Here is a 17,518-nt window from a genome sequence, read left to right as displayed (position 1 = left end):
GAATGATGCGAGATGGCCAAGTACCTGCTGATCGTCGACTACCGGCCGGGCGTCGACGACACCCCGATGGACCAGTACAAGCCGGACGAGCTGCAAGCGCACATGGACTACTACGACGCGCTCAACGCCGAGCTGATGGCCAACGGCGAATACGTCGACGGTTACGCGCTGATGTGGCCCAAGCACACCCGCGAGGTCACCTCGGACGGCGGCGCACCGGTCGTCACCGACGGGCCGTTCGCCGAGTCCAAGGAGATGCTGGCCGGCTTCACCGTGGTCGACGTCGACTCCGAGCAGCGCGCGTTCGAGATCGCCGCGAAGATCTCCGCGGTGCCCGGCCCCGGAGGGGTGCCGCTGCAACAGCCCATCGTCGTCCGCCAGGTGATGAACGCCGACAACTTCGAGATGCCCTGAGCGGCAAGCCGATCGAGGACCTGCTGCGCGAGTGCGCGCCGCAGGTCCTCGGCGTGCTCACCCGCCGCTACGGTGACTTCGCCACCGCCGAGGACGCCACCCAGGAGGCGCTGCTCACCGCGGCGCTGCGATGGCCGGCCGACGGCGTGCCCGACAACCCGCGCGCCTGGCTCATCGCGACCGGCGCCCGCAAGCTGCTCGACCAGGTCCGCAACGAGCAGGCCAGGCGCCGCCGCGAGGAACTGGCCGCCGCCCGCGACCTGCCGTCGGAGGCGCCCGCGCGCGACGACACGCTGACCCTGCTGGCGCTCTGCTGCCATCCGTCGCTGACCATGCCGTCCGCGATCGCGCTCACCCTGCGCGCGGTCGGCGGCCTCACCACCGCGGAGATCGCCCGCGCGTTCCTGGTGCCCGAGGCGACGATGGCGCAACGCATCAGCCGCGCCAAGCAGAAGATCAAGGGCGCGGCGTTCGAGCCACCGCCTTCACTGCGGCCGGTCCGGCACGTGCTCTACCTGATTTTCAACGAGGGGTACGCGGCCTCCAGCGGCCCGACCGTGCACCGCGCGGATCTGTCCGCCGAGGCGATCCGGCTCACCCGGATGCTGCTCGCGGCCGCCCCGGACGACGCCGAAACCGCCGGGCTGCTCGCGTTGATGCTGCTCACGGATGCCCGGCGGCCGGCGCGGGTGGGGACCGGCGGGGCCCTCGTACCGCTGGAAGAGCAGGACCGGAGCCGCTGGGACCGAGCCCAGATCGCCGAAGGCGTGTCGATCCTGGACGCGGCGTTCGTCCGCGGCCAGGTCGGCGAATATCAGCTGCAGGCCGCCATCGCCGCCCTGCACGACCGGGCCGCGACCGTCGCGGACACCGAGTGGCCGCAGATCGTGGCGCTCTACGGCCTGCTCGAGCGGATCACCGGCAACCCGATCGTCACCCTGAACCGGGCCATCGCCGCGGCCATGGTCGACGGCCCGGCCGAGGGGCTGCGGCTGCTCGACGGCCTCGACGACCGGCTGCCCGGCCACCACCGCCTCGACGCCACCCGCGCTCACCTGCACGAACGCGCCGGCGACACGGACACCGCGATCCGGCTCTACACCGCGGCGGCAGCCGCCACCACCAGCACCGCCGAACGGCACTACCTGACCATGAAGGCGGCGCGGCTGCGCCACGGCTAGCCCCTGTCCTGCCGCCGCCGGCGCCGGGGCCGGCGATTCACGCGGCTGACGCCGGACGACCCCGGGCTACACGCTTGCCCGCCGCCACATCCAGGTCGCCGCGCCGACCCGCAGCAGCAGAATCGCGCCGAGCCCGCCGACCCAGAACCAGGTGACGGTGAGCATCGTCTCCCGGGTCGTGACGCAGGCATCCGCCGTCGGCTCGACCCAGCCGAGCGGATCCACGCTCACCGCGAGGATCTGGCCACGCTGCGCCGTGCCGTCGCAGACGGTGATCCAGCCGAGGTCCTCGCCGGAGCCGACCGCGGTGAGCCGGTGCTCGGGCTCGCACTCGTCGCCGCTCTCGTCGCAGTCCAGCCGGATGTCGGTCACCACCGCCGAGACCCGCGCACCGACGAGCTCGTGGTGGACGATCCCGTAGCCGAACGCCATCAGCCAGCCCGCGCCGATCAGGCCGACCACGACGCCGAGCCACTTGCGGGCCCGCGGCAGCGGCTCCCGCTCGCTCTGCAGACCGGGCCCGGCGATCAGGTCCCGGCCGCCGACCGGCCGCTCCGACACCGGCTGCCGCGACGCTTTCACATGAGCCAGCACGGAGGCGACGGTGATCGGCAGGCCCAGCACGAAGGCCCAGGTGGAGCCGTGACTGAGGACCAGACCGGCCGCCGCCATGACGAACACCGTGCGCGCGAGCAGAACGACGCCCATGGTGGCTACCCTCGGCCCTGGAGCAAACCGGCCAGGGCGGTGTGCCGGGCGGCGCGGACGAGCCAGACTGTGGCCATGTCATCAATGTCCCACCGGGAGGCCAGGAAAGTCCATGAAGGACAATGACCTCGTCGTCTATCGGGGCGGCCTGGCCGACAGCAGCCGGTGGGCGGGGTTCGCGTTCCGGCCGGGCGACATCGTGATCAGCGCGCCGTCGAAGTGCGGCACCACCTGGCTGCAGATGATCTGCGCGCTGCTCATATTCCAGACGCCCGAGCTGCCGGCGCCGCTGACCACCCTGTCGCCGTGGCTGGACATGCGGCTGCGGCCGGTGGACGAGGTGTTCGCCCGGCTCGCGGCGCAGGAGCATCGCCGGTTCATCAAGACGCACACGCCGCTCGACGGCCTGCCGCAGGTCGACGGCGTGCAATACCTGACGATCGGGCGCGACCCGCGCGACGTGGCGGTGTCGATGGACCATCACCGGGCCAACCTGAACAGTGCGGCCATCGAGGCGCTGCTGGACACGCCGGCCGAGCGAGCGGATCAGCGTGCCGCGGCGGAGCGGTCGAGCTGGCCGGACGGGCACCGCGAACGGGTGCTGAAGTGGATCCACCACGACGAGGGTCAGGATTCGCTGCGCGGTCTGGTCCGGCATCTCGGCATCGCCCGGGACCGGCGGCACGACCCGGCGGTGACCGTGCTGCACTACCGCGATCTGACGGGTGACCTGGAACGGACCATGCGGCTGCTGGCCGGTCGGCTGGAGATCGTCGTGCCGCCGGACCGGTGGCCGGAGCTGGTGGCGGCGGCCCGGTTCGACCGGATGCGGGACAGCGCCGCCGCGCTCGTACCCGATGAAGGTCTTGGCATGTTCTCCGACAGCCGGGCGTTCTTCCGGGCCGGGGCGCAGGGCCGGTGGCGCGAGGTGCTCACCGAAGCCGACCTGGAGGGCTACCGGCGGGAACTGGCGGCGCTCGCGTCGCCGGAGCTGGCGGCCTGGCTCGAGCTCGGCCCGGACGCCGTCGCGCGGGTGCACATCGACGACACCGACTCGGACGACGGCTTCTGCTTCGACTACCAGGGCAAGCCGTTCACCGGCGACGTCGTCGACATCACGCCCGACGGCTACCTGGTCGACCTCACCGAGGTGGTCGGCGGCATCCCACACGGCGTGGAACGGTCCTGGTACCACGACGGCACGCTCAAGCTGGAGATCTACCTGCGCGGCGGCCGGTGGGTCGGCGCGAGCCGGCGCTGGCACCCGGACGGGCGGCTGGCCGAGGTGAAGGTCGCCGACCAGTACGGCGAGATCGCCGTGACACGCCGCTGGGACCTGCCGCTCTAGCCGAGCGCGAACTCGTGGACGGTCTGCCAGCGGGTGTGGCCGGTGCGGCCCGCGATCAGCTGGACCCGGTCCACCGCAAACGTGATCGGCAGGTGCGCGGCCGCATCGGCCGCCGCCGACGCCAGCTCCGCCCGCGGGTGGTCGTGCCCGATGGTCAGGTGCGGCACCACGTCGTCGAAGGCGCCCTCGAACGGCGGCGTCTCCGGCCAGCGGCGCCACACCAGCTCGGTCAGCTCACGGAACCGCGCCGCCGGTCGCGGCGACAGCCAGACCACGGTGTCGCCGAACCAGTCCACGCTCTCCAGCAGCCCCTCGAACCGGGGCACCGCGGCGAACAGATCCGCCAGCGCGGCCGGGTCGACCCGGTCGGGCGGCAGGAACGGGAAGAGCACGGTGATGTGCGCGGGCACTCCCCACGCGGCGGCCGCGTCCAGCCCGGCCCGGTGGGCGCCCACCGCCGGCTCGGCCTCGGGCACCGGGATCAGCAGGGCGGTCTTCAGCACGTCTCGCAGTCTCCCGCAGCTAGCAGCGCAGGCGCGGCGCGAGGCCGGCCGTGTCGGTGTGCCGGTCGCGGTAGACCTGTTCCAGGAAGTCGAGCAGCCTCCGCACGTCGGAATACGTGGACGCCACCCCGAACGACACCCGGACCGCGCCGCCGTTCGGCAGGCCCAGCATCGTCAGGTAGTCGTCGACCGTGCGCACGCCACCGCGCCAGGTGCGGCGCATGTCCCGCCGCGCGATCGCGAACGCGCCCTCGCCGGCGCCGGGATTGCAGAAACAGCCGGTGCGCAGCGACAGGCCCGCCGCCGCGGCCTCGGCGGCGACCAGGCGTTCGTCGACGATCCGGCCGTCCGGGTCGAGCAGGTTGAACGCCACCGTGGCGCCGCGGCCCGCCACGCCGGCCGGGCCGTAGATGCGGGCCATCGGGTCGCCGTTCGTGTGGCGCAGCGCGGCGAGCCGGTCGAGCAGCCACCCGGTCAGCGCCCGGGTGCGGTCGCGGATCAGGTCCTGCCCGATGCCGGTCAGCCACTGCAGCCCGAACTCGACGTCCGGGATGTGCAGGAAGTCGACGGTGCCGTCCTCGAACGCGGTCTCGTCGGTGGCCAGCTGGTGCCACTCGGTGCCGACGCTGACCGCGTGGATGGTGCCGCCCGCGAACCAGGGACGCCGCAGCCGGGCCAGGGCGTCGCGCCGGGCGACCAGGCAGCCGATGCCGGTCGGGTAGCCGAGCACCTTGTACCAGCTGATCGGCACGAAGTCCGGCTTGACCACGCTCAGGTCGAGCCGGTTCACGGGCAGGTAGGCCGCCACGTCCAGCAGCACGTCGTACCCGTGGTCGTGGGCCTTTTCCACCCAGGACAGCGGGTGCTGGACGCCGGTGAAGTTGCTCTGCGCGGGGAACGCGAACAGCCCGCGCCGCAGGTGCAGCGCCGCGTCCACGGCCGCGTCGGAGATGCGCAGCTCGGGGGCGTCCAGCGGCACGTAGCGGCGGCGGGCCCGGGCGTGCCGGGCGAATTCGCGGATGCCGTTGACCGAGTTGTGGTTGTCGAAGGTCATCACCAGGTCGCGGCGCCGCCCGAACGGGTAGGCCTCGCCGACCAGCCGGCACGCGCCGGACGCGTTCGGCGTGAAGATCACCGCGTATTCGTCGGCGGACGCGTTGAGGAAGCGCAGCACCGCCCGCCGGGCCGACTCGACCAGCTCGGTGGACGCCGCGGACGCCGGGTTCTCCGAGTGCGGGTTGCCATAGGCCCGCTGTTGCAGCCGCTCGTGGTGGTGCCGCAGTTGCGCCTGCGCGTAGACGCCCGCGCCGGTGTAGTCGAGGTAGACCTCGCCGTTGTGGTCCAGGTGCGCGTATTCGGTCTCGCGGAGCTCGTCGAGCCGGTTGCGCTCCTCGATGAACTCAGCCACGGCAACGCCTGCGCAGCACGAGCACCGTGGCGAGCAGGAAGACGACGGTCATGCCGGCCAGGATCAGCCAGTTGTGCCACTGCGGCGCGTCGAACGAGTCGCCGTAGGCGGCCAGCAGCGGCGGCCCGAGCGGTGAGCCGCCGTCGCGCCACAGCGCGGGAACGCCGGTGGTGTGCCCGAGCGCCTCGAACGACCAGCGGTTCGACATCGCGTAGCTGATCGCCCGGCCGACCGGCGCCATCACCGGCACCGGCAGGATCGCGCCGACGAACAGCACCTGCGGGAAGCACAGCATCGGCAGCATCAGGCTGGCCTGCGCGACGTCCGAGACACTGGCCGAGCAGAGCAGCCCGATGGCGAGCGCGCAGGCGGAGGCGAGCAGCGCGGTCAGATAGACCCCGCCGAACTCGGCCGCGGTCAGCGCCGGCAGCCGGTCGAGCAACCGCAGCACCGCGAGCAGCACCAGATCGGCGAGCGCGAGCAGGGGCATCAGCAGCACGACCTTGGCCGCCAGATAGGGCCCGAGTTTGAGCCCGGCGAACACTTCGCGGCGCAGGATGGCCAGCTCGGTGCAGATCTGCAGCAGGCCGTAGGTCAGCCCGAAGAAGAACACCCCGAACGCGATCCAGAACAGGATCATCACGGTGGTGCCGGGATCGGGCCGCTCGGGATCGAACGCTCCGCCCTCGAACAGCATCAGGAACATCGCCAGGATGACCAGCGGCGATCCGGCGAGGATGGCGAGGGTCAGCCGGTTGGCCCGCAGGATGTCGAGATTCCGGGCGCTGAGCAGGGCGGTCTGCCGGACTCCCCCTCCTTTCGGTCGCTCGGTTGCGGCGTCTTCCGCGTCGATCCCGGGCCCGGGCGTGGTCCAGGCCGAGGCTTCGTCGAGGCGGCCGTAGACGCCGGTGATGTCGTCGACGCCGAAGTGCGCGGGCGCGTCGGCGGGCGGCCCGGCGAACACCAGCCGCCCACCCGGCGCCAGCACCACGAGCGTGTCGCAGCGGGCCACGTCGGCCGGGTTGTGCGTGGTCAGCACGACCGGGACGCCGTCGTCGGCCAGCCTGCGCAACAGCACGAGCAGGTCCGCGGCGGCGGCCGGGTCCAGCCCGGAGGTCGGCTCGTCGAGGAACAGCGCGCGCGGCCGGGCCAGCAACTCGACGGCGATGCTGGCGCGTTTGCGCTCGCCGCCGCTCAGCGACCCGACCCGGGTGTCCGCGCGCTGGGCGAGACCGAGCACGTCGAGGACCTCGCCGACGCGGTGATCCGCCTCGCCGCGCAGCCGGGCCGCATAGCGCAGCGTCCGGGCCAGGGGCAGTTGCTGGTGGATGATGTCGTCCTGCGGCACATAGCCGATGCACGTCGCCGGGCCGTCGAACCGGACCGTGCCCTCGGCCGCCGGGCGCACCCCCGACAACGCGTCGAGCAGCGTGGTCTTGCCGGCGCCGCTGGCCCCGATGATGGCGACCAGCTCGCCCGGGCGGACGGTCAGCGACACCCCGTCGAGGGTGCGCCGGCCGCCGCGCACGACGTGGCCGAGCCCGGTCGCGGCGAGCGCGAGTCCGGGCCCGACGGTGGCTTGTGGATCGTCGAGAACGGGCACGGACGCCACCGTACTAGCGCCGTTCCGACCGGGACACCCGAAAATCTGTCAGCTGCCCGGCAGAACCGCGTCGCCTTCCCTCGTGCGCAACCGGGCGGCGCTGACCCGGTCCAGGGTGCGGTCGGACAGCACCCGGGACAGGCGGGTGAGCAGGGCGGCGTCCCGGCCGATCGGGTAGCGGGTGCGCGGCCGGCGGGTCGTCACGGCCCGCGCGATGACCCGGGCCGCCGCGTCCGCGGTCACCCCCGACCCGGTGCCGGTGGTCATCATCGTGTTGATCGCCTGAACCAGGCCGCCGTAGCGCCGTTCCTGCTCCGGTGTCATCTGCGCGGCGAGGCGGTTCGCCGCCGCCACCCCGCGGCCGGCCATCTCGGTGCGCACACCGCCGGGTTCGATCACGACCACGTGTACGCCGAGCGGCGCGACCTCCCGGCGCAGCGAGTCGCTGACCGCTTCCAGGGCGAACTTGGCGCCGGCGTACGCGCCGTAGGTCGGCAGGGCGAGCTTGCCACCGATCGAGCTGATGTTGATCACCCGGCCCCCGCTGCGCAGCAGCGCGGGCAGCAACGTTTGGGTGACGGCGACGTGGCCGAACAGGTTGACCTCGAACACCCACCGCCACTGGTCCATCGGCAGCACCTCGACCGGGGCGTTGACCTGGATGCCGGCGTTGTTGACGAGCGCGTGCAGCTCGCGTGGATCGTCGGCGACGCGCTTGCCGAGTGCCGCGAGGTGCTCGGATTCGGTGATGTCGAGGATGACGGGCTCGACATCGGTGGCTCGGACGGCGTCGGCGTCCCGGTCGCGCCGCACCCCGGCCAGGACGTGGAATCCCTGGCGGGCCAGTTCGCGGGCGGTCGCCGCGCCCACGCCCGTGGAGGCTCCGGTGACGACGACCAGCTTGTCTTTCCGCGACGACATGTCGCAAAGATTACGACTACCTGTCGTGAAAAGCCAGCGAGGTGAGGATGATCTCGCGCGCCGCCCGGACCGTGGCCGGGAAGGCACCCGGCTCGCGGCCGATGCGTTCGGTGCCCGCGCGCATCACCCCGGCCAGCAGTTCCACCGCGAGGTGCAGGTCGCCGACGTCGCGGAACTCGCCGCGCGCCATGCCGTCGCGCACCACGTTCTCCACCTCGACCACGATGGCGTGGAACGGGTTGTCCGGCCCCTCCGGCACGTCGGCGACCGGCTGCCCGGAGCCCGGCCGGAACATCAGCTGCATGGCCTGGTCGGTGGAGGCTTCGAGAACGACTTCGACGATCTCCGCGAGCCGCTCGGCCGCGGGCCGGCCGGATCGCGCCGCGATCGCGGCCACCCGCTCGACCGCGGGCCGGCTGGCCCGCTGGGTCAGCTCCCGGACCAGCGCACCCTTGTCGCGGGCGTAGTTGTAGAGCGTGTTGCGGGCGAGCCCGGCCCGGGTCGCGATGTGTCCCATGTTGATCGAGTCGTAGTCACGCTCGAGCAGCAGGTGCCGCATCGCCTCGGCGAGGTCGGCCCACACCATCTCGTGGTGCTCCTCGATGCTGGCTCCCCGGATCCGCGGCACCCGCCCATCCTCCCCCACCCCGGCTGCTAGCGTCGCTGCACCTGTCCTTTGCCTGATCCAGTTCGGGGTGTGATGAAGCTTCTCCTGACCGACTCCGGTGTCCGGAACCCGAGCATCCAGCAGGCGCTGGTCGACCTGCTGGGCAAGCCGATCGCCGAGTCGAGCGCCCTGTGCATCCCCACCGCGGGATACGGCGGCCCGCACGGCGATCCATTCGGGCCGTGGCTTTTCGCCAGCGGGCAGGCGCCCAGCCCGATGACCGGCCTGGGCTGGCAGTCGGTGGGCATGCTGGAACTGGCGGTGCTGCCCGGAATCGACCGGGAGCTCTGGGAGTCCTGGGTCCGGGCGGCCGACGTCCTGCTGGTCAACGGCGGCGACGCGCTCTACCTGTGCCACTGGATGCGGGAGTCCGGGCTGGCCGACCTCTTCGCGTCGCTGCCCGACACGGTCTATGTGGGGATGAGCGCCGGGAGCATGGTGCTGACCCCGCAGGTCGGGTCGTGTTTCGTCGGCTGGGAGCCGCCGGCCGGTGACGACCGGGCGCTCGGGATCGTCGACTTCTCGCTCTTCCCGCACGTGGGTTCCCCGGACTGCCCGGAGAACACCATGGCCGCGGCGGAGAAGTGGGCCGCCGAGATCAACTGCCCGGGGTACGCCACCGACGCCCACACCGCCATCCAGGTGGTCGACGGCGCCGTCGAGGTCATCTCCGAGGGCACGTGGAGGCTGCTGTGAACGTTCCCGCCGAGATCGCCGCCAGCAAACAGATCAGCCTGACCACCTTCCGCAAGGACGGCACCCCGGTGTCGACCCCGGTCTGGCACGTGGCCGAGGGCGACACGGTGACCACCGTGTCGGCCGCCGACGCGTGGAAGGTCAAACGGCTCCGCAGAAACCCCGAGGTCGAGATCGTTCCGTGCGACATCCGCGGAAAGGTCGCCCCCGGCGCCCAGCCGATCCGGGGTACGGCCACACTCCTCGCGCCCGCCGAGACCGAAGCCGCGCGCCGGCTGCTGGAGAGCCGCTATGTCTCCGCTCGCATCGGCGGCGGGCTCTCCCGGCTCCTGCGCCTCAAGCGCCCACCGGGCATCGGCATCGTCATCACCTTGAGATGATCACGCGGGCCTCTGCTCACCGATGGCCTTTGCTCACGCGGCCTCGCAGACGCAGAGCTGAAGCGGCGCATCCCCCGCGAACGGCCGACCGGACCAGTCGCCGAAGCGCTCGACGAGCCGAAGGCCGCCGAGCGAGACGAGCAGCGGCAGCTCCTGCGGGAAGATGCTCCGGATGGCGAGCGGCGCGACGACGAAGTCGGGCTCGGAGCCGGTCGAGAGGTGCCACGTCCCGCGGGTGACCTGTGCGTGCGCATCGTAGAACTCGGCGACATCGACGGTGACGACGCCACGGTCCGGATCCGTGAAAGACAACGACTCCCGGGTGCGCCGCACGCCATCGGCTTCGGCGAGCAGACGCACGCTCGGGTTGAACACGTCGAAGACGAACCGTGCTCCCGGTGCCAGGTGTCTGCGAACCGACTGGAAGCAGCTCACCAGATCCTCGGCCGCATGCAGATGCAGCAGCGAATTGGCGGCGATGAACACGAAGTCGAAGGTGCGGCCCAGATCGAAGGCCCGCATGTCACCCCGCACCCATTCCACCGCGACACCACTGTCGTTCGCCTTACGCCGGGCCTCGGCCAGCATGTCCGACGAGAGGTCCAGGCCGACGCACGGATGCCCGTCCGACGCGATGGGGATCAGCTTGTGCCCGGTGCCGCACCCGAGCTCCAACACGCGCCCGCCTTGCCGATCGGCGCCGGCCCGGTAGAAGTCGACCGCGGGCCCGCCGCCCGGAAACATCAGGTCATAAAGCCTCGCGTGCGAGTAGAACGCTGCACTGGTTTCGACCGCATCGACGGCGTGCGGGACGTCTGAGGACACCAGGTAAGTCTTCCACGAGCCGACCGACGCCCACCCGATCGCGATACAACATAACAGTCATTATGGTGTGAGCGCCGTATGTCCGTTTTTGGATTATCGGATTACCGGTAATAGCAATCCAGTAATTATTCGACACGAGTGTCCGGAAGGGACCTGCCGGAAATCCTGAGAGGTTGGTTCTGGGGGAAGCTCCTCAGGAGACGAACGTGAGCATCGTCTTCGCCGCCGCGTCGAACGGCTCCAGATCTCCGCTGGCGCGGCACAGCACATGGGCGCCTTCGAGCAGCGCGATCAACGTGGTCGCCAGCCCCCTGGCGTCGGTCGCCCCGGCGGTCTCCAGCCGCTCGGCGAGCGCGTCCGTCCAGGTGGCGAACGCGTCCGCCGCCGTCCTGCGCAGCACTCCGTTGCCGGCGTCGACCGTCGCCGCCGCCACCGCGCACCCGCCGCCCTCCGCCGAGGCAGCGACCACCGGCCGGACCGCCTCCAGGAAGGCGCCGACCACGCCGGCCGCCTTCATCACCGCGGCGACCGACCTCGTGGACGAGCACACCGTCCCGGGCCACGATCGCGGGAACACCTGGGTCAACATTCTCAACGCGCCGGAGGGCGGCTGGGGTGTCGGCGGGCGGGCGTACACGGGTGATGCCCTGATCGCCGCGGCGGAAGCCGCCGGCTAGCCGATCCGGGCGGACGCGGCGGCGGGTTCACGCCGGCGAAGCGGCGCCCGGCGTCGGCGGCCGTCGGGCGGGTCAGACCGTGAAGCCTCCGTCCACGTCGAGCACCGCTCCGGTCACGTACCGGGCATCGTCGCCGGCCAGGAAGCCGACCGCCGCGGCGATCTCCGCCGGGATTCCGTAGCGGCCCAGGGCGGTGAGCCCGGCGATGCTCGCCGCCATGGGGCCGTCCGCCGGGTTGGTGTCGGTGTCGGTCGGGCCGGGATTGACCAGGTTGACGGTGATGCCGCGTGGTCCGAGGTCGCGGCTCAGGCCTTTGGTGAGGCCGATCAGCGCGGTCTTGCTGAGTGCATAAAGCGCAAATCCCGGGTACGGCGTCCGCCCGGTCATGTTGCTGCCGATCGTGATGATCCGCCCGCCGGCCCGCAGGTGCTCGGACGCGGCCGCCGCGGCCACGAACGGCGCCCCGCACGTTGACCGCGACGGTTCGGTCGAAGTCGTCCGTCGTGAACTCCTCGAACGCCCGCACGTCGAACACCGCCGCATTGCTGACCAGCACGTCCAGCCGCCGGAACGTGATCGCCGCCCGGTGCACGGCCGCGGTCAGCTCCACCGGGTCGCCGCTGTCCGCCCGCAGCGCGAGGGCCCGCCGCCCAAGCTTCTCGATCCTCCCCACCACCTGCGCCGCCGCCGCGGCATCGCGCCGATAGGTCAGCACCACGTCGGCGCCGTCCTCGGCGAGGCGGATCGCCGACGCTGCCCCGATCCCCCGGCTGCCGCCGGTCACCATCGCCACCCTGTCCGATCGATTCATGCCTTGATCGTGGCGTCGGACACGGTCGCCGGTCTGGCGGCGATCGGACTCGACGTTCCTCCCGAATTCGGGATAGGATCCCACATGTGGGAGACACGTTGGATGATCGGCTGGCCGCGCGCATCGCCGAGCTGCGCGGCGAGCGGGGCTGGTCGCTCGACGATCTCGCGACCCGGGCCGGGGTCAGCCGGTCCACATTGTCCCGTCTGGAGCGTGCCGAGGTCAGCCCGACGACGTCGCTGCTCGGCAAGATCTGCGCGGCATATCGGATCACCCAGTCGCGGCTGCTCGCCGAGGTGGAGTCCGAGCCGTTCGCCGCGGTCGTGCGCCGGGCCGATCAGCCGGTCTGGCAGGACGACGCCGAGGGTTTCGCCCGGCGCGGGGTCTCTCCCCCGCACGCCGGGCTGCGGGCCGAGATCATCGAGGGCACGCTCGAGCCGGGTGCGGACATCGGATATGAGCAACCGACCGTCCCCGGCCTCGAACAACACGTCTGGGTGTTCGAGGGCAGCCTGCACCTGACCGATGGGGAGACCAGACACGAGCTGACCGCCGGCGACTGCCTGCGTTTCCGCCTCTGGTCGTCCACCCGTTTCCAGAACCCGGGCCGGGCCGTGGTCCGCTACGCGATCGTGATGGTCCTGCCGTGATCGAGCGTTTGGATGCGGCCACCTTCGACGAGGCGATTCCCGGTCTCGCGACCGTCCTGCGGGACGCGGTGGACGACGGGGCGTCGGTCGGCTTTCTTGCCGGGCTCAGCCACGACGACGCGTGCGAATGGTGGCGGGCGAAGGCCGGCGCCGTCAAGGACGCGAGCCTCGCCGTGTGGGTGGCCCGGGAGCAAGCGCAGGTGGCCGCCGAGCAAGGGCAGGTGGCCGGCGAGCAAGGGCAGGTGGCCGGCGAGCAAGGGCAGGTGGCCGGCGAGCAAGGCAAGGGGGCCCGAGGGCGAGGGCAGGTGGCCCGCGAGCGAGGGCGGATCGTCGGGACGGTTGGTCTGGCATTTCCGGATAAGGCGAACTCCCGGCACCGGGCCGAGCTGATCAAGCTGGCCGTGCTGCGGTCCCGACGCGGCCGAGGCCTGGGCCGGCGGTTGCTGGCGACCGCTGAGGAGGCGGCCGCCGCGACCGGCATCTCGTTGCTGATGCTGGACACCGAGACGGCGAGCGACGCCGAGTCGCTCTACCGGCGGGCGGGTTGGCAGCGCTACGGCATCGTGCCCGGCTATGCGGCCGATCCGGCGGGCGTGGTGCGTGATTGCAGCTTCTACTTCAAGCAGCTCGGCCCATCGCCTTCGGCCGGCTGAAATCCCTCACCCGGACGGGTCCGGCCGCAGGTGCTCGCCGGGCACGGGTGCGGGGCTGGGTTTTGCGGGGCTGGGTTTAGCGGCGCCGGGTTTAGCGGCGCCGGGTTTAGCGGCGCCGGGTTCGACGGCGCTGGGTTTAGCGGCGCGGTGCAGGGCCACCCCGCCGACCACCAGGACCACGCCGGCGATTTCCGGGGCGGAGGGGATCTGGGACAGGACCACGACGCCGATGAGCGTGGCGGTTGCCGGGAGGATGGCGACCATCAGGGCGTAGGTGGGGCGCGGCAGTCTCGCCATCGCCAGCTGGTCCGTCACGTAGGGGATCACCGACGAGCAGATGCCCACGCCCACGGCTGCGGCCAGCAACAACGGATCCGCGAAGGCCGGGGTTGCCGGAGCGATTCCCAGCGGGGACGCGATCACCGCTGCCGCGAGCATGGCCCAGGCCAGGCCGTCCAGGCCCGCCACCCGGTCGTCCTTGGCGATCCGGTCGCCCAGCACGATGTAGGCCGCGAACAGCACCGCGTTCGCCCCGGCCAGGGCCAGGCCCACCGGCGAGGCGACCAGTTGGACGTCGGTCACCAGATAGACCCCGCCGACCGCCAGGCACAGGGCGGCCAGGTTGCGCGGCGTCCGGGCGGCGACCGCGGCCAGCGCGATCACCGGCAGGAACTCGATCGCGGCCACCGTGCCCAGCGGCAACCGGTCCAGGGCCAGATAGAACACGCTGTTCATGGCGGCCAGCACCAGCGCCCAGGCCAGCAGCAGCCATCGGACCCGGGTGGAGGCCGGCAGGCGGGGGCGGCGCCAGGCGATCAGGATCAGGGCCGCGGAGGCGATGCGCAGCCAGGCGACGCCCAGCACGTCGATGCGGGGGAACAGCAGCACGGCGAAGGCCGGGCCGAGGTAGTGGAAGACGGCGCTGATCACGAAGTACGCGGCGGCGGGCATGCGTCTATCGTCGAAAGTTGACCGCCTGTCGGCCATGCGTGATCGAAGGCAAAGGGTGCCTCATGACGACGTCTCGGAACGGAAAACCGGAGTTCGACCTTCTCGATGCGACCAACCGGCGAATCCTCGACGAGTTGACCGCCGATCCGCGGGTCAGCGCCGCCGAGTTGGCGCGCCGGGTCAGCATGTCCGCTCCCGCGGTGCGGGAGCGGGTCGCCCGGCTGGAGGAGACGGGGGTGATCCGCGGGTACCGGCTGGACGTCGACCCGGCGGCGATCGGGCTTCCGGTGTCCGCGTGGGTGCGGGTGCGGCCCGGACCCGGGCAGCTTCCGAGGATCGCCGAGCTGGCCGCGCGCACCCCGCAGGTGAGCGAGTGCCATCGCATCTCCGGCGAGGACTGCTTCCTGCTGAAGGTGCACGTGCCGGCGATCGACGCGCTGGAGGACGTGCTCGACGCGTTCCTGCTGCACGGGCAGACGGTGAGCTCGTTCATCGTGTCCACGCCGGTGCCGCCCCGCCCGCCGTCGGCGCCGGGCTGTTAGGCGTTGGACAGGGCTCGGGCCAGGCCCGCGGTCGCCCGCTCCTGCTGGGCCGGCGTCCCGGTCTCCGTGGCGATCGCCAGCGCCTCGGTGTGGAACGCGACCGCGGCCGGAGGTTCGGCCGCCTCGCCCAGCCCGTTGAGGGCCCACGCTTCGCCGTCGCGCTGGTTGGTCTGGCGGAAGCCGGTCAGCGCCTGCCGGTAGTGGGCGGTGGCCGCGGCCGGGTCGCCCTGCCGCAAGGCCAGGGTGCCGAGGCCTTCCAGGGTCCAGGCCTCGCCGACCTGGTTGCCGAGCTCGCGGCAGATCTGCAGGGCCCGTCCGAGGCTCTCGGCGGCGGGGCCGAACCGGCCGCGGCCGGCGTCGATGCCGCCGAGGACGCTGAGCGCGTTGGCCTCGCCGATCAGGTCGCCGGCCGTCCACAGCAGCGTCACCGCGCGGGCGAGGTGGTCGGAGGCCTCGTCGAGGGCTTCCAGGCGTTGTTCGATGACCGCGAGGCTGATCAGGCTGCGGCCGAGGCTGCTCGGGCGGTCGGCGCGTTCGTGCAGGCGGACGGCCTGTTTGGCGAGCATCGCGGCCTCTTCGAGCCGGTTCTCGCGTTCCTCGACCTGGGCCAGGTTGTCCAGGGCGGCGCCGTGGCCCTGCAGGTCGCCGACCTCGTCGAAGATCGGCGCGGCGGCGCGCAGGTGTTCGCGGGCCGGTCCGAAGCGGGCCATCCGCAGGTAGGCGACGCCGACGTGGGTGAGCGCGCGGGCTTCGGCGCGGCGGTCGCCGCCGATCCGGGCGGCGTGCAGGGCGTGTTCGTTGATGGCCAGGGCGTCGGTGGGGTTGCCGCCGTTGAGCCAGCGGAACAGGGTGGCGGCCAGGTCGGTGGCGTGTCCGGGCCAGCCGTGCCCGGCGGCGTGGGCGATGACGGCGACCAGGGTGGTGCGTTCGGCTTCCAGCCAGGCGCGGGCGGCGGCGACCTCGCTCAGGTCGGGCGTGGTCGGCCCGGGCGGCGGCACGGCGGGGCGGTTCGCGGCCTCGGCGGGGGCGATCGCGGCGAGCGCGGCGCCGGCCGCGCTCAGGTAGTGGTCGAAGAGCCGGCCGAGTGCGGCCCGTCGCTGCCCGGGTGGGTCCTGGTCGGCGCACTGCTGCATGGCGTACGCGCGGATCAGGTCGTGCGCCTGGTAGCGCCCGGGGCTGGTGGGCTGCAGCAGGTGGTCGCGGTGCAGGCCGCGCAGGTGCACGCGGGCGGCCGGCAGGGCGGTGCCGGTGAGCGCGGCGACGGACCGCTCGTCGAGGTCGGGGCCGGGATGCAGGGCCGCGAGCCGGAACACGCGCTGCCGGTCGGGGCTCAGGTGCCGGTACGAGAGCCCGATCACCGGCGTCACCCCGTCGTCCACCTGCCCGGGCCGCTCGTCGAGGCGCTCGGCGTGGTCGGTGAGCGTCCATCCGGGCACCCCGCGGATGTGCGCGGCGACCAGGCTCAGCGCCAGCGGCAGCCGCCCGCACCGGGCCGCGATCCGTTCGGCGGCCCGCGGGTCGCCGCCGGCCGGGATCCCGTCGGTGGCCCGCCGCACGTAGTCTGCCGCGTCCGCCGGGTCGAGCACGTCGATGCCGACCCGGGTGGCCGCGCCCAGCCGGTCGAGCCGCCGCCGGGTGGTGACCAGCACCGGGCAGCCGGCCGTGCCGGTGAGCAGCGGCCGCACCTGGGCCGGGTGGCCGGCGTTGTCGAGCAGCACCAGCGTGCGGGTGCCGGCCAGCCGGTCCCGGTAGGCGGCGATCCGCCCCTCCAGGTCGTGCGGGATCTGCTGCCCGGACATGCCGAGCAGCCGCAGGAACCCGTCCAGCACGGCGGCCGGGTCGGCGGGCGGTTGCGCCGGATCGGGGTGGAAGCCGCGCAGGTCGACGAAGAGCACCCGGTCGCAGCCGGCGTCGCGGGCGGCCCGCACGGCGAGCTGGGTCTTCCCGGCGCCGGCCGCACCGGACACGACGCAGACGACCGGGGCGCCGGTGGCCCGCAGCGCGCGGGCGATCCGGGCCCGTTCGGCGGTGCGGCCGGTGAACGCGGCCGGTTCCGGCGGCAGCTCGTCCTGCACGCGCACCTGGGACGCGGCGCGGGCGGCGTTGCCGGCCACCTGCAGCGCCTGCCGCCACTGGGCGACGTAGCCGGGGTCCGGCCGCAGCGCCTCGACGATGGCGATGACCAGGTCGGCGTTGACCCGCCGCCGGCCGGGCCGGAAGCAGTCGGCGACGGTGGCGCGGCGGGCCTGCTCGGCGGCGGGCCGGCCGGCCGCGCGCCAGGCGGCGCTGACCCGGCGGCGGATCGTCTCGTACGAGGGGTCGCCGGCGAACACCTTCAGGGCGCGCAGCTCCTCGGTGAGGTCGTCGAGGGTGGTCGCACGGCCGGGGTCGGGTGGTCCACTGAGGTCGGTCATCGCCGCCCATCGAACCACTGCGGGCGGGGCCGCTCTGTCGCGGAACCGACGTCCGCGTCCGGGATCGTCCGGGATCTCCCCGCCACCGCGCGATCCGGGCGAGGCTGAGCATCACTCAGTGCGCAAGGAAGACGGCACCAAGAGTGGGGGCGGGACCGGCGGAGGG

The 17,518-nt window shown here is 72.7% G+C and carries 19 protein-coding genes and 1 pseudogene; 9 read left to right on the top strand and 11 right to left on the bottom strand.

The window, feature by feature from the left end:
• The first annotated feature begins 12 nt into the window (after nucleotides 1-12).
• Both ACZ6TI_RS14750 and ACZ6TI_RS14745 read left to right on the top strand, forming a co-directional pair.
• Nucleotides 13-414 carry a YciI family protein gene (locus ACZ6TI_RS14750; protein ID WP_465345557.1) on the top strand — a complete coding sequence of 134 codons (402 nt, stop codon included), beginning with the start codon at nucleotides 13-15 and terminating at the stop codon, nucleotides 412-414.
• Entirely contained in the window at nucleotides 411-1,595 is a 1,185-nt protein-coding gene (locus ACZ6TI_RS14745) for an RNA polymerase sigma factor (RefSeq protein WP_465345904.1), read from the top strand. Before ACZ6TI_RS14750 ends, ACZ6TI_RS14745 begins: the two co-directional genes overlap by 4 nt.
• A 66-nt stretch (nucleotides 1,596-1,661) precedes the next feature.
• On the opposite strand, the gene ACZ6TI_RS14740 is transcribed toward ACZ6TI_RS14745, so the two are convergent.
• Complete coding sequence (locus tag ACZ6TI_RS14740) at nucleotides 1,662-2,303, bottom strand: hypothetical protein (protein WP_465345556.1); 642 nt, start codon at nucleotides 2,301-2,303, stop codon at nucleotides 1,662-1,664.
• 112 nt (nucleotides 2,304-2,415) lie between these two features.
• Here ACZ6TI_RS14740 and ACZ6TI_RS14735 point away from each other — a divergent pair, with 112 nt between their 5' ends.
• The gene (locus ACZ6TI_RS14735; protein WP_465345555.1) at nucleotides 2,416-3,651 is read left to right on the top strand and encodes a sulfotransferase domain-containing protein; all 1,236 of its coding nucleotides are present in this window, start codon (nucleotides 2,416-2,418) and stop codon (nucleotides 3,649-3,651) included.
• Here ACZ6TI_RS14735 and ACZ6TI_RS14730 read toward each other — a convergent pair.
• The 5 genes from ACZ6TI_RS14730 to ACZ6TI_RS14710 are packed head-to-tail and all read right to left on the bottom strand — an operon-like array spanning nucleotide 3,648 to nucleotide 8,714.
• Nucleotides 3,648-4,154, bottom strand: a complete 507-nt coding sequence (locus tag ACZ6TI_RS14730) for a 2'-5' RNA ligase family protein (RefSeq protein WP_465345554.1) — start codon at nucleotides 4,152-4,154, stop codon at nucleotides 3,648-3,650. The two genes, ACZ6TI_RS14735 and ACZ6TI_RS14730, sit on opposite strands and share 4 nt — an antisense overlap.
• A 19-nt stretch (nucleotides 4,155-4,173) precedes the next feature.
• On the bottom strand, nucleotides 4,174-5,562 hold the full coding sequence (locus ACZ6TI_RS14725; RefSeq protein ID WP_465345553.1) for an aminotransferase class V-fold PLP-dependent enzyme: 1,389 nt from the start codon (nucleotides 5,560-5,562) through the stop codon (nucleotides 4,174-4,176).
• A complete protein-coding gene (locus ACZ6TI_RS14720) occupies nucleotides 5,555-7,165 on the bottom strand; it encodes an ATP-binding cassette domain-containing protein (protein WP_465345552.1) in 1,611 nt (536 codons plus the stop codon). The genes ACZ6TI_RS14725 and ACZ6TI_RS14720 overlap by 8 nt, the downstream gene beginning before the upstream one ends.
• Before the next feature lie 48 nt (nucleotides 7,166-7,213).
• On the bottom strand, nucleotides 7,214-8,086 hold the full coding sequence (locus ACZ6TI_RS14715) for an SDR family NAD(P)-dependent oxidoreductase (protein WP_465345551.1): 873 nt from the start codon (nucleotides 8,084-8,086) through the stop codon (nucleotides 7,214-7,216).
• A gap of 16 nt (nucleotides 8,087-8,102) precedes the next feature.
• A complete protein-coding gene (locus tag ACZ6TI_RS14710) occupies nucleotides 8,103-8,714 on the bottom strand; it encodes a TetR/AcrR family transcriptional regulator (RefSeq protein ID WP_465345550.1) in 612 nt (203 codons plus the stop codon).
• Between the two features lie 72 nt (nucleotides 8,715-8,786).
• On the opposite strand from ACZ6TI_RS14710, the gene ACZ6TI_RS14705 reads away from it, so the two are divergent.
• Both ACZ6TI_RS14705 and ACZ6TI_RS14700 read left to right on the top strand, forming a co-directional pair.
• Nucleotides 8,787-9,449 carry a Type 1 glutamine amidotransferase-like domain-containing protein gene (locus ACZ6TI_RS14705; RefSeq protein WP_465345549.1) on the top strand — a complete coding sequence of 221 codons (663 nt, stop codon included), beginning with the start codon at nucleotides 8,787-8,789 and terminating at the stop codon, nucleotides 9,447-9,449.
• Nucleotides 9,446-9,829, top strand: coding sequence for a PPOX class F420-dependent oxidoreductase (locus tag ACZ6TI_RS14700; protein WP_465345548.1), 384 nt, complete (start codon nucleotides 9,446-9,448; stop codon nucleotides 9,827-9,829). The genes ACZ6TI_RS14705 and ACZ6TI_RS14700 overlap by 4 nt, the downstream gene beginning before the upstream one ends.
• A 33-nt stretch (nucleotides 9,830-9,862) precedes the next feature.
• Here ACZ6TI_RS14700 and ACZ6TI_RS14695 read toward each other — a convergent pair whose 3' ends face one another.
• The gene (locus ACZ6TI_RS14695) at nucleotides 9,863-10,654 is read right to left on the bottom strand and encodes a class I SAM-dependent methyltransferase (RefSeq protein ID WP_465345547.1); all 792 of its coding nucleotides are present in this window, start codon (nucleotides 10,652-10,654) and stop codon (nucleotides 9,863-9,865) included.
• 193 nt (nucleotides 10,655-10,847) lie between these two features.
• A complete protein-coding gene (locus ACZ6TI_RS14690) occupies nucleotides 10,848-11,171 on the bottom strand; it encodes an LmrA/YxaF family transcription factor (RefSeq protein ID WP_465345903.1) in 324 nt (107 codons plus the stop codon).
• 19 nt (nucleotides 11,172-11,190) lie between these two features.
• On the opposite strand from ACZ6TI_RS14690, the gene ACZ6TI_RS14685 reads away from it, so the two are divergent.
• Complete coding sequence (locus ACZ6TI_RS14685) at nucleotides 11,191-11,331, top strand: hypothetical protein (RefSeq protein WP_465345546.1); 141 nt, start codon at nucleotides 11,191-11,193, stop codon at nucleotides 11,329-11,331.
• A 72-nt stretch (nucleotides 11,332-11,403) separates the two neighbouring features.
• Here ACZ6TI_RS14685 and ACZ6TI_RS14680 read toward each other — a convergent pair.
• Nucleotides 11,404-12,142 (bottom strand): annotated as a pseudogene (locus tag ACZ6TI_RS14680) (SDR family NAD(P)-dependent oxidoreductase).
• A gap of 86 nt (nucleotides 12,143-12,228) precedes the next feature.
• Here ACZ6TI_RS14680 and ACZ6TI_RS14675 point away from each other — a divergent pair.
• Both ACZ6TI_RS14675 and ACZ6TI_RS14670 read left to right on the top strand, forming a co-directional pair.
• On the top strand, nucleotides 12,229-12,792 hold the full coding sequence (locus ACZ6TI_RS14675; RefSeq protein WP_465345545.1) for a helix-turn-helix domain-containing protein: 564 nt from the start codon (nucleotides 12,229-12,231) through the stop codon (nucleotides 12,790-12,792).
• The gene (locus ACZ6TI_RS14670) at nucleotides 12,789-13,445 is read left to right on the top strand and encodes a GNAT family N-acetyltransferase (protein ID WP_465345544.1); all 657 of its coding nucleotides are present in this window, start codon (nucleotides 12,789-12,791) and stop codon (nucleotides 13,443-13,445) included. The genes ACZ6TI_RS14675 and ACZ6TI_RS14670 overlap by 4 nt, the downstream gene beginning before the upstream one ends.
• Before the next feature lie 6 nt (nucleotides 13,446-13,451).
• Here the strand turns inward: ACZ6TI_RS14670 and ACZ6TI_RS14665 are convergent, their stop codons facing one another.
• The gene (locus ACZ6TI_RS14665) at nucleotides 13,452-14,432 is read right to left on the bottom strand and encodes an EamA family transporter (RefSeq protein ID WP_465345543.1); all 981 of its coding nucleotides are present in this window, start codon (nucleotides 14,430-14,432) and stop codon (nucleotides 13,452-13,454) included.
• A gap of 26 nt (nucleotides 14,433-14,458) precedes the next feature.
• On the opposite strand from ACZ6TI_RS14665, the gene ACZ6TI_RS14660 reads away from it, so the two are divergent.
• The gene (locus tag ACZ6TI_RS14660) at nucleotides 14,459-14,938 is read left to right on the top strand and encodes an Lrp/AsnC family transcriptional regulator (protein WP_465345542.1); all 480 of its coding nucleotides are present in this window, start codon (nucleotides 14,459-14,461) and stop codon (nucleotides 14,936-14,938) included.
• Here ACZ6TI_RS14660 and ACZ6TI_RS14655 read toward each other — a convergent pair.
• Complete coding sequence (locus tag ACZ6TI_RS14655) at nucleotides 14,935-17,352, bottom strand: tetratricopeptide repeat protein (protein WP_465345541.1); 2,418 nt, start codon at nucleotides 17,350-17,352, stop codon at nucleotides 14,935-14,937. The two genes, ACZ6TI_RS14660 and ACZ6TI_RS14655, sit on opposite strands and share 4 nt — an antisense overlap.
• Nucleotides 17,353-17,518 lie beyond the last annotated feature (166 nt).

Source organism: Actinoplanes sp. NPDC051388 (assembly GCF_055586225.1).
The sequence above is the reverse complement of the archived record's forward strand: the minus strand, read 5'-3'. Positions and strand labels throughout refer to the sequence as shown.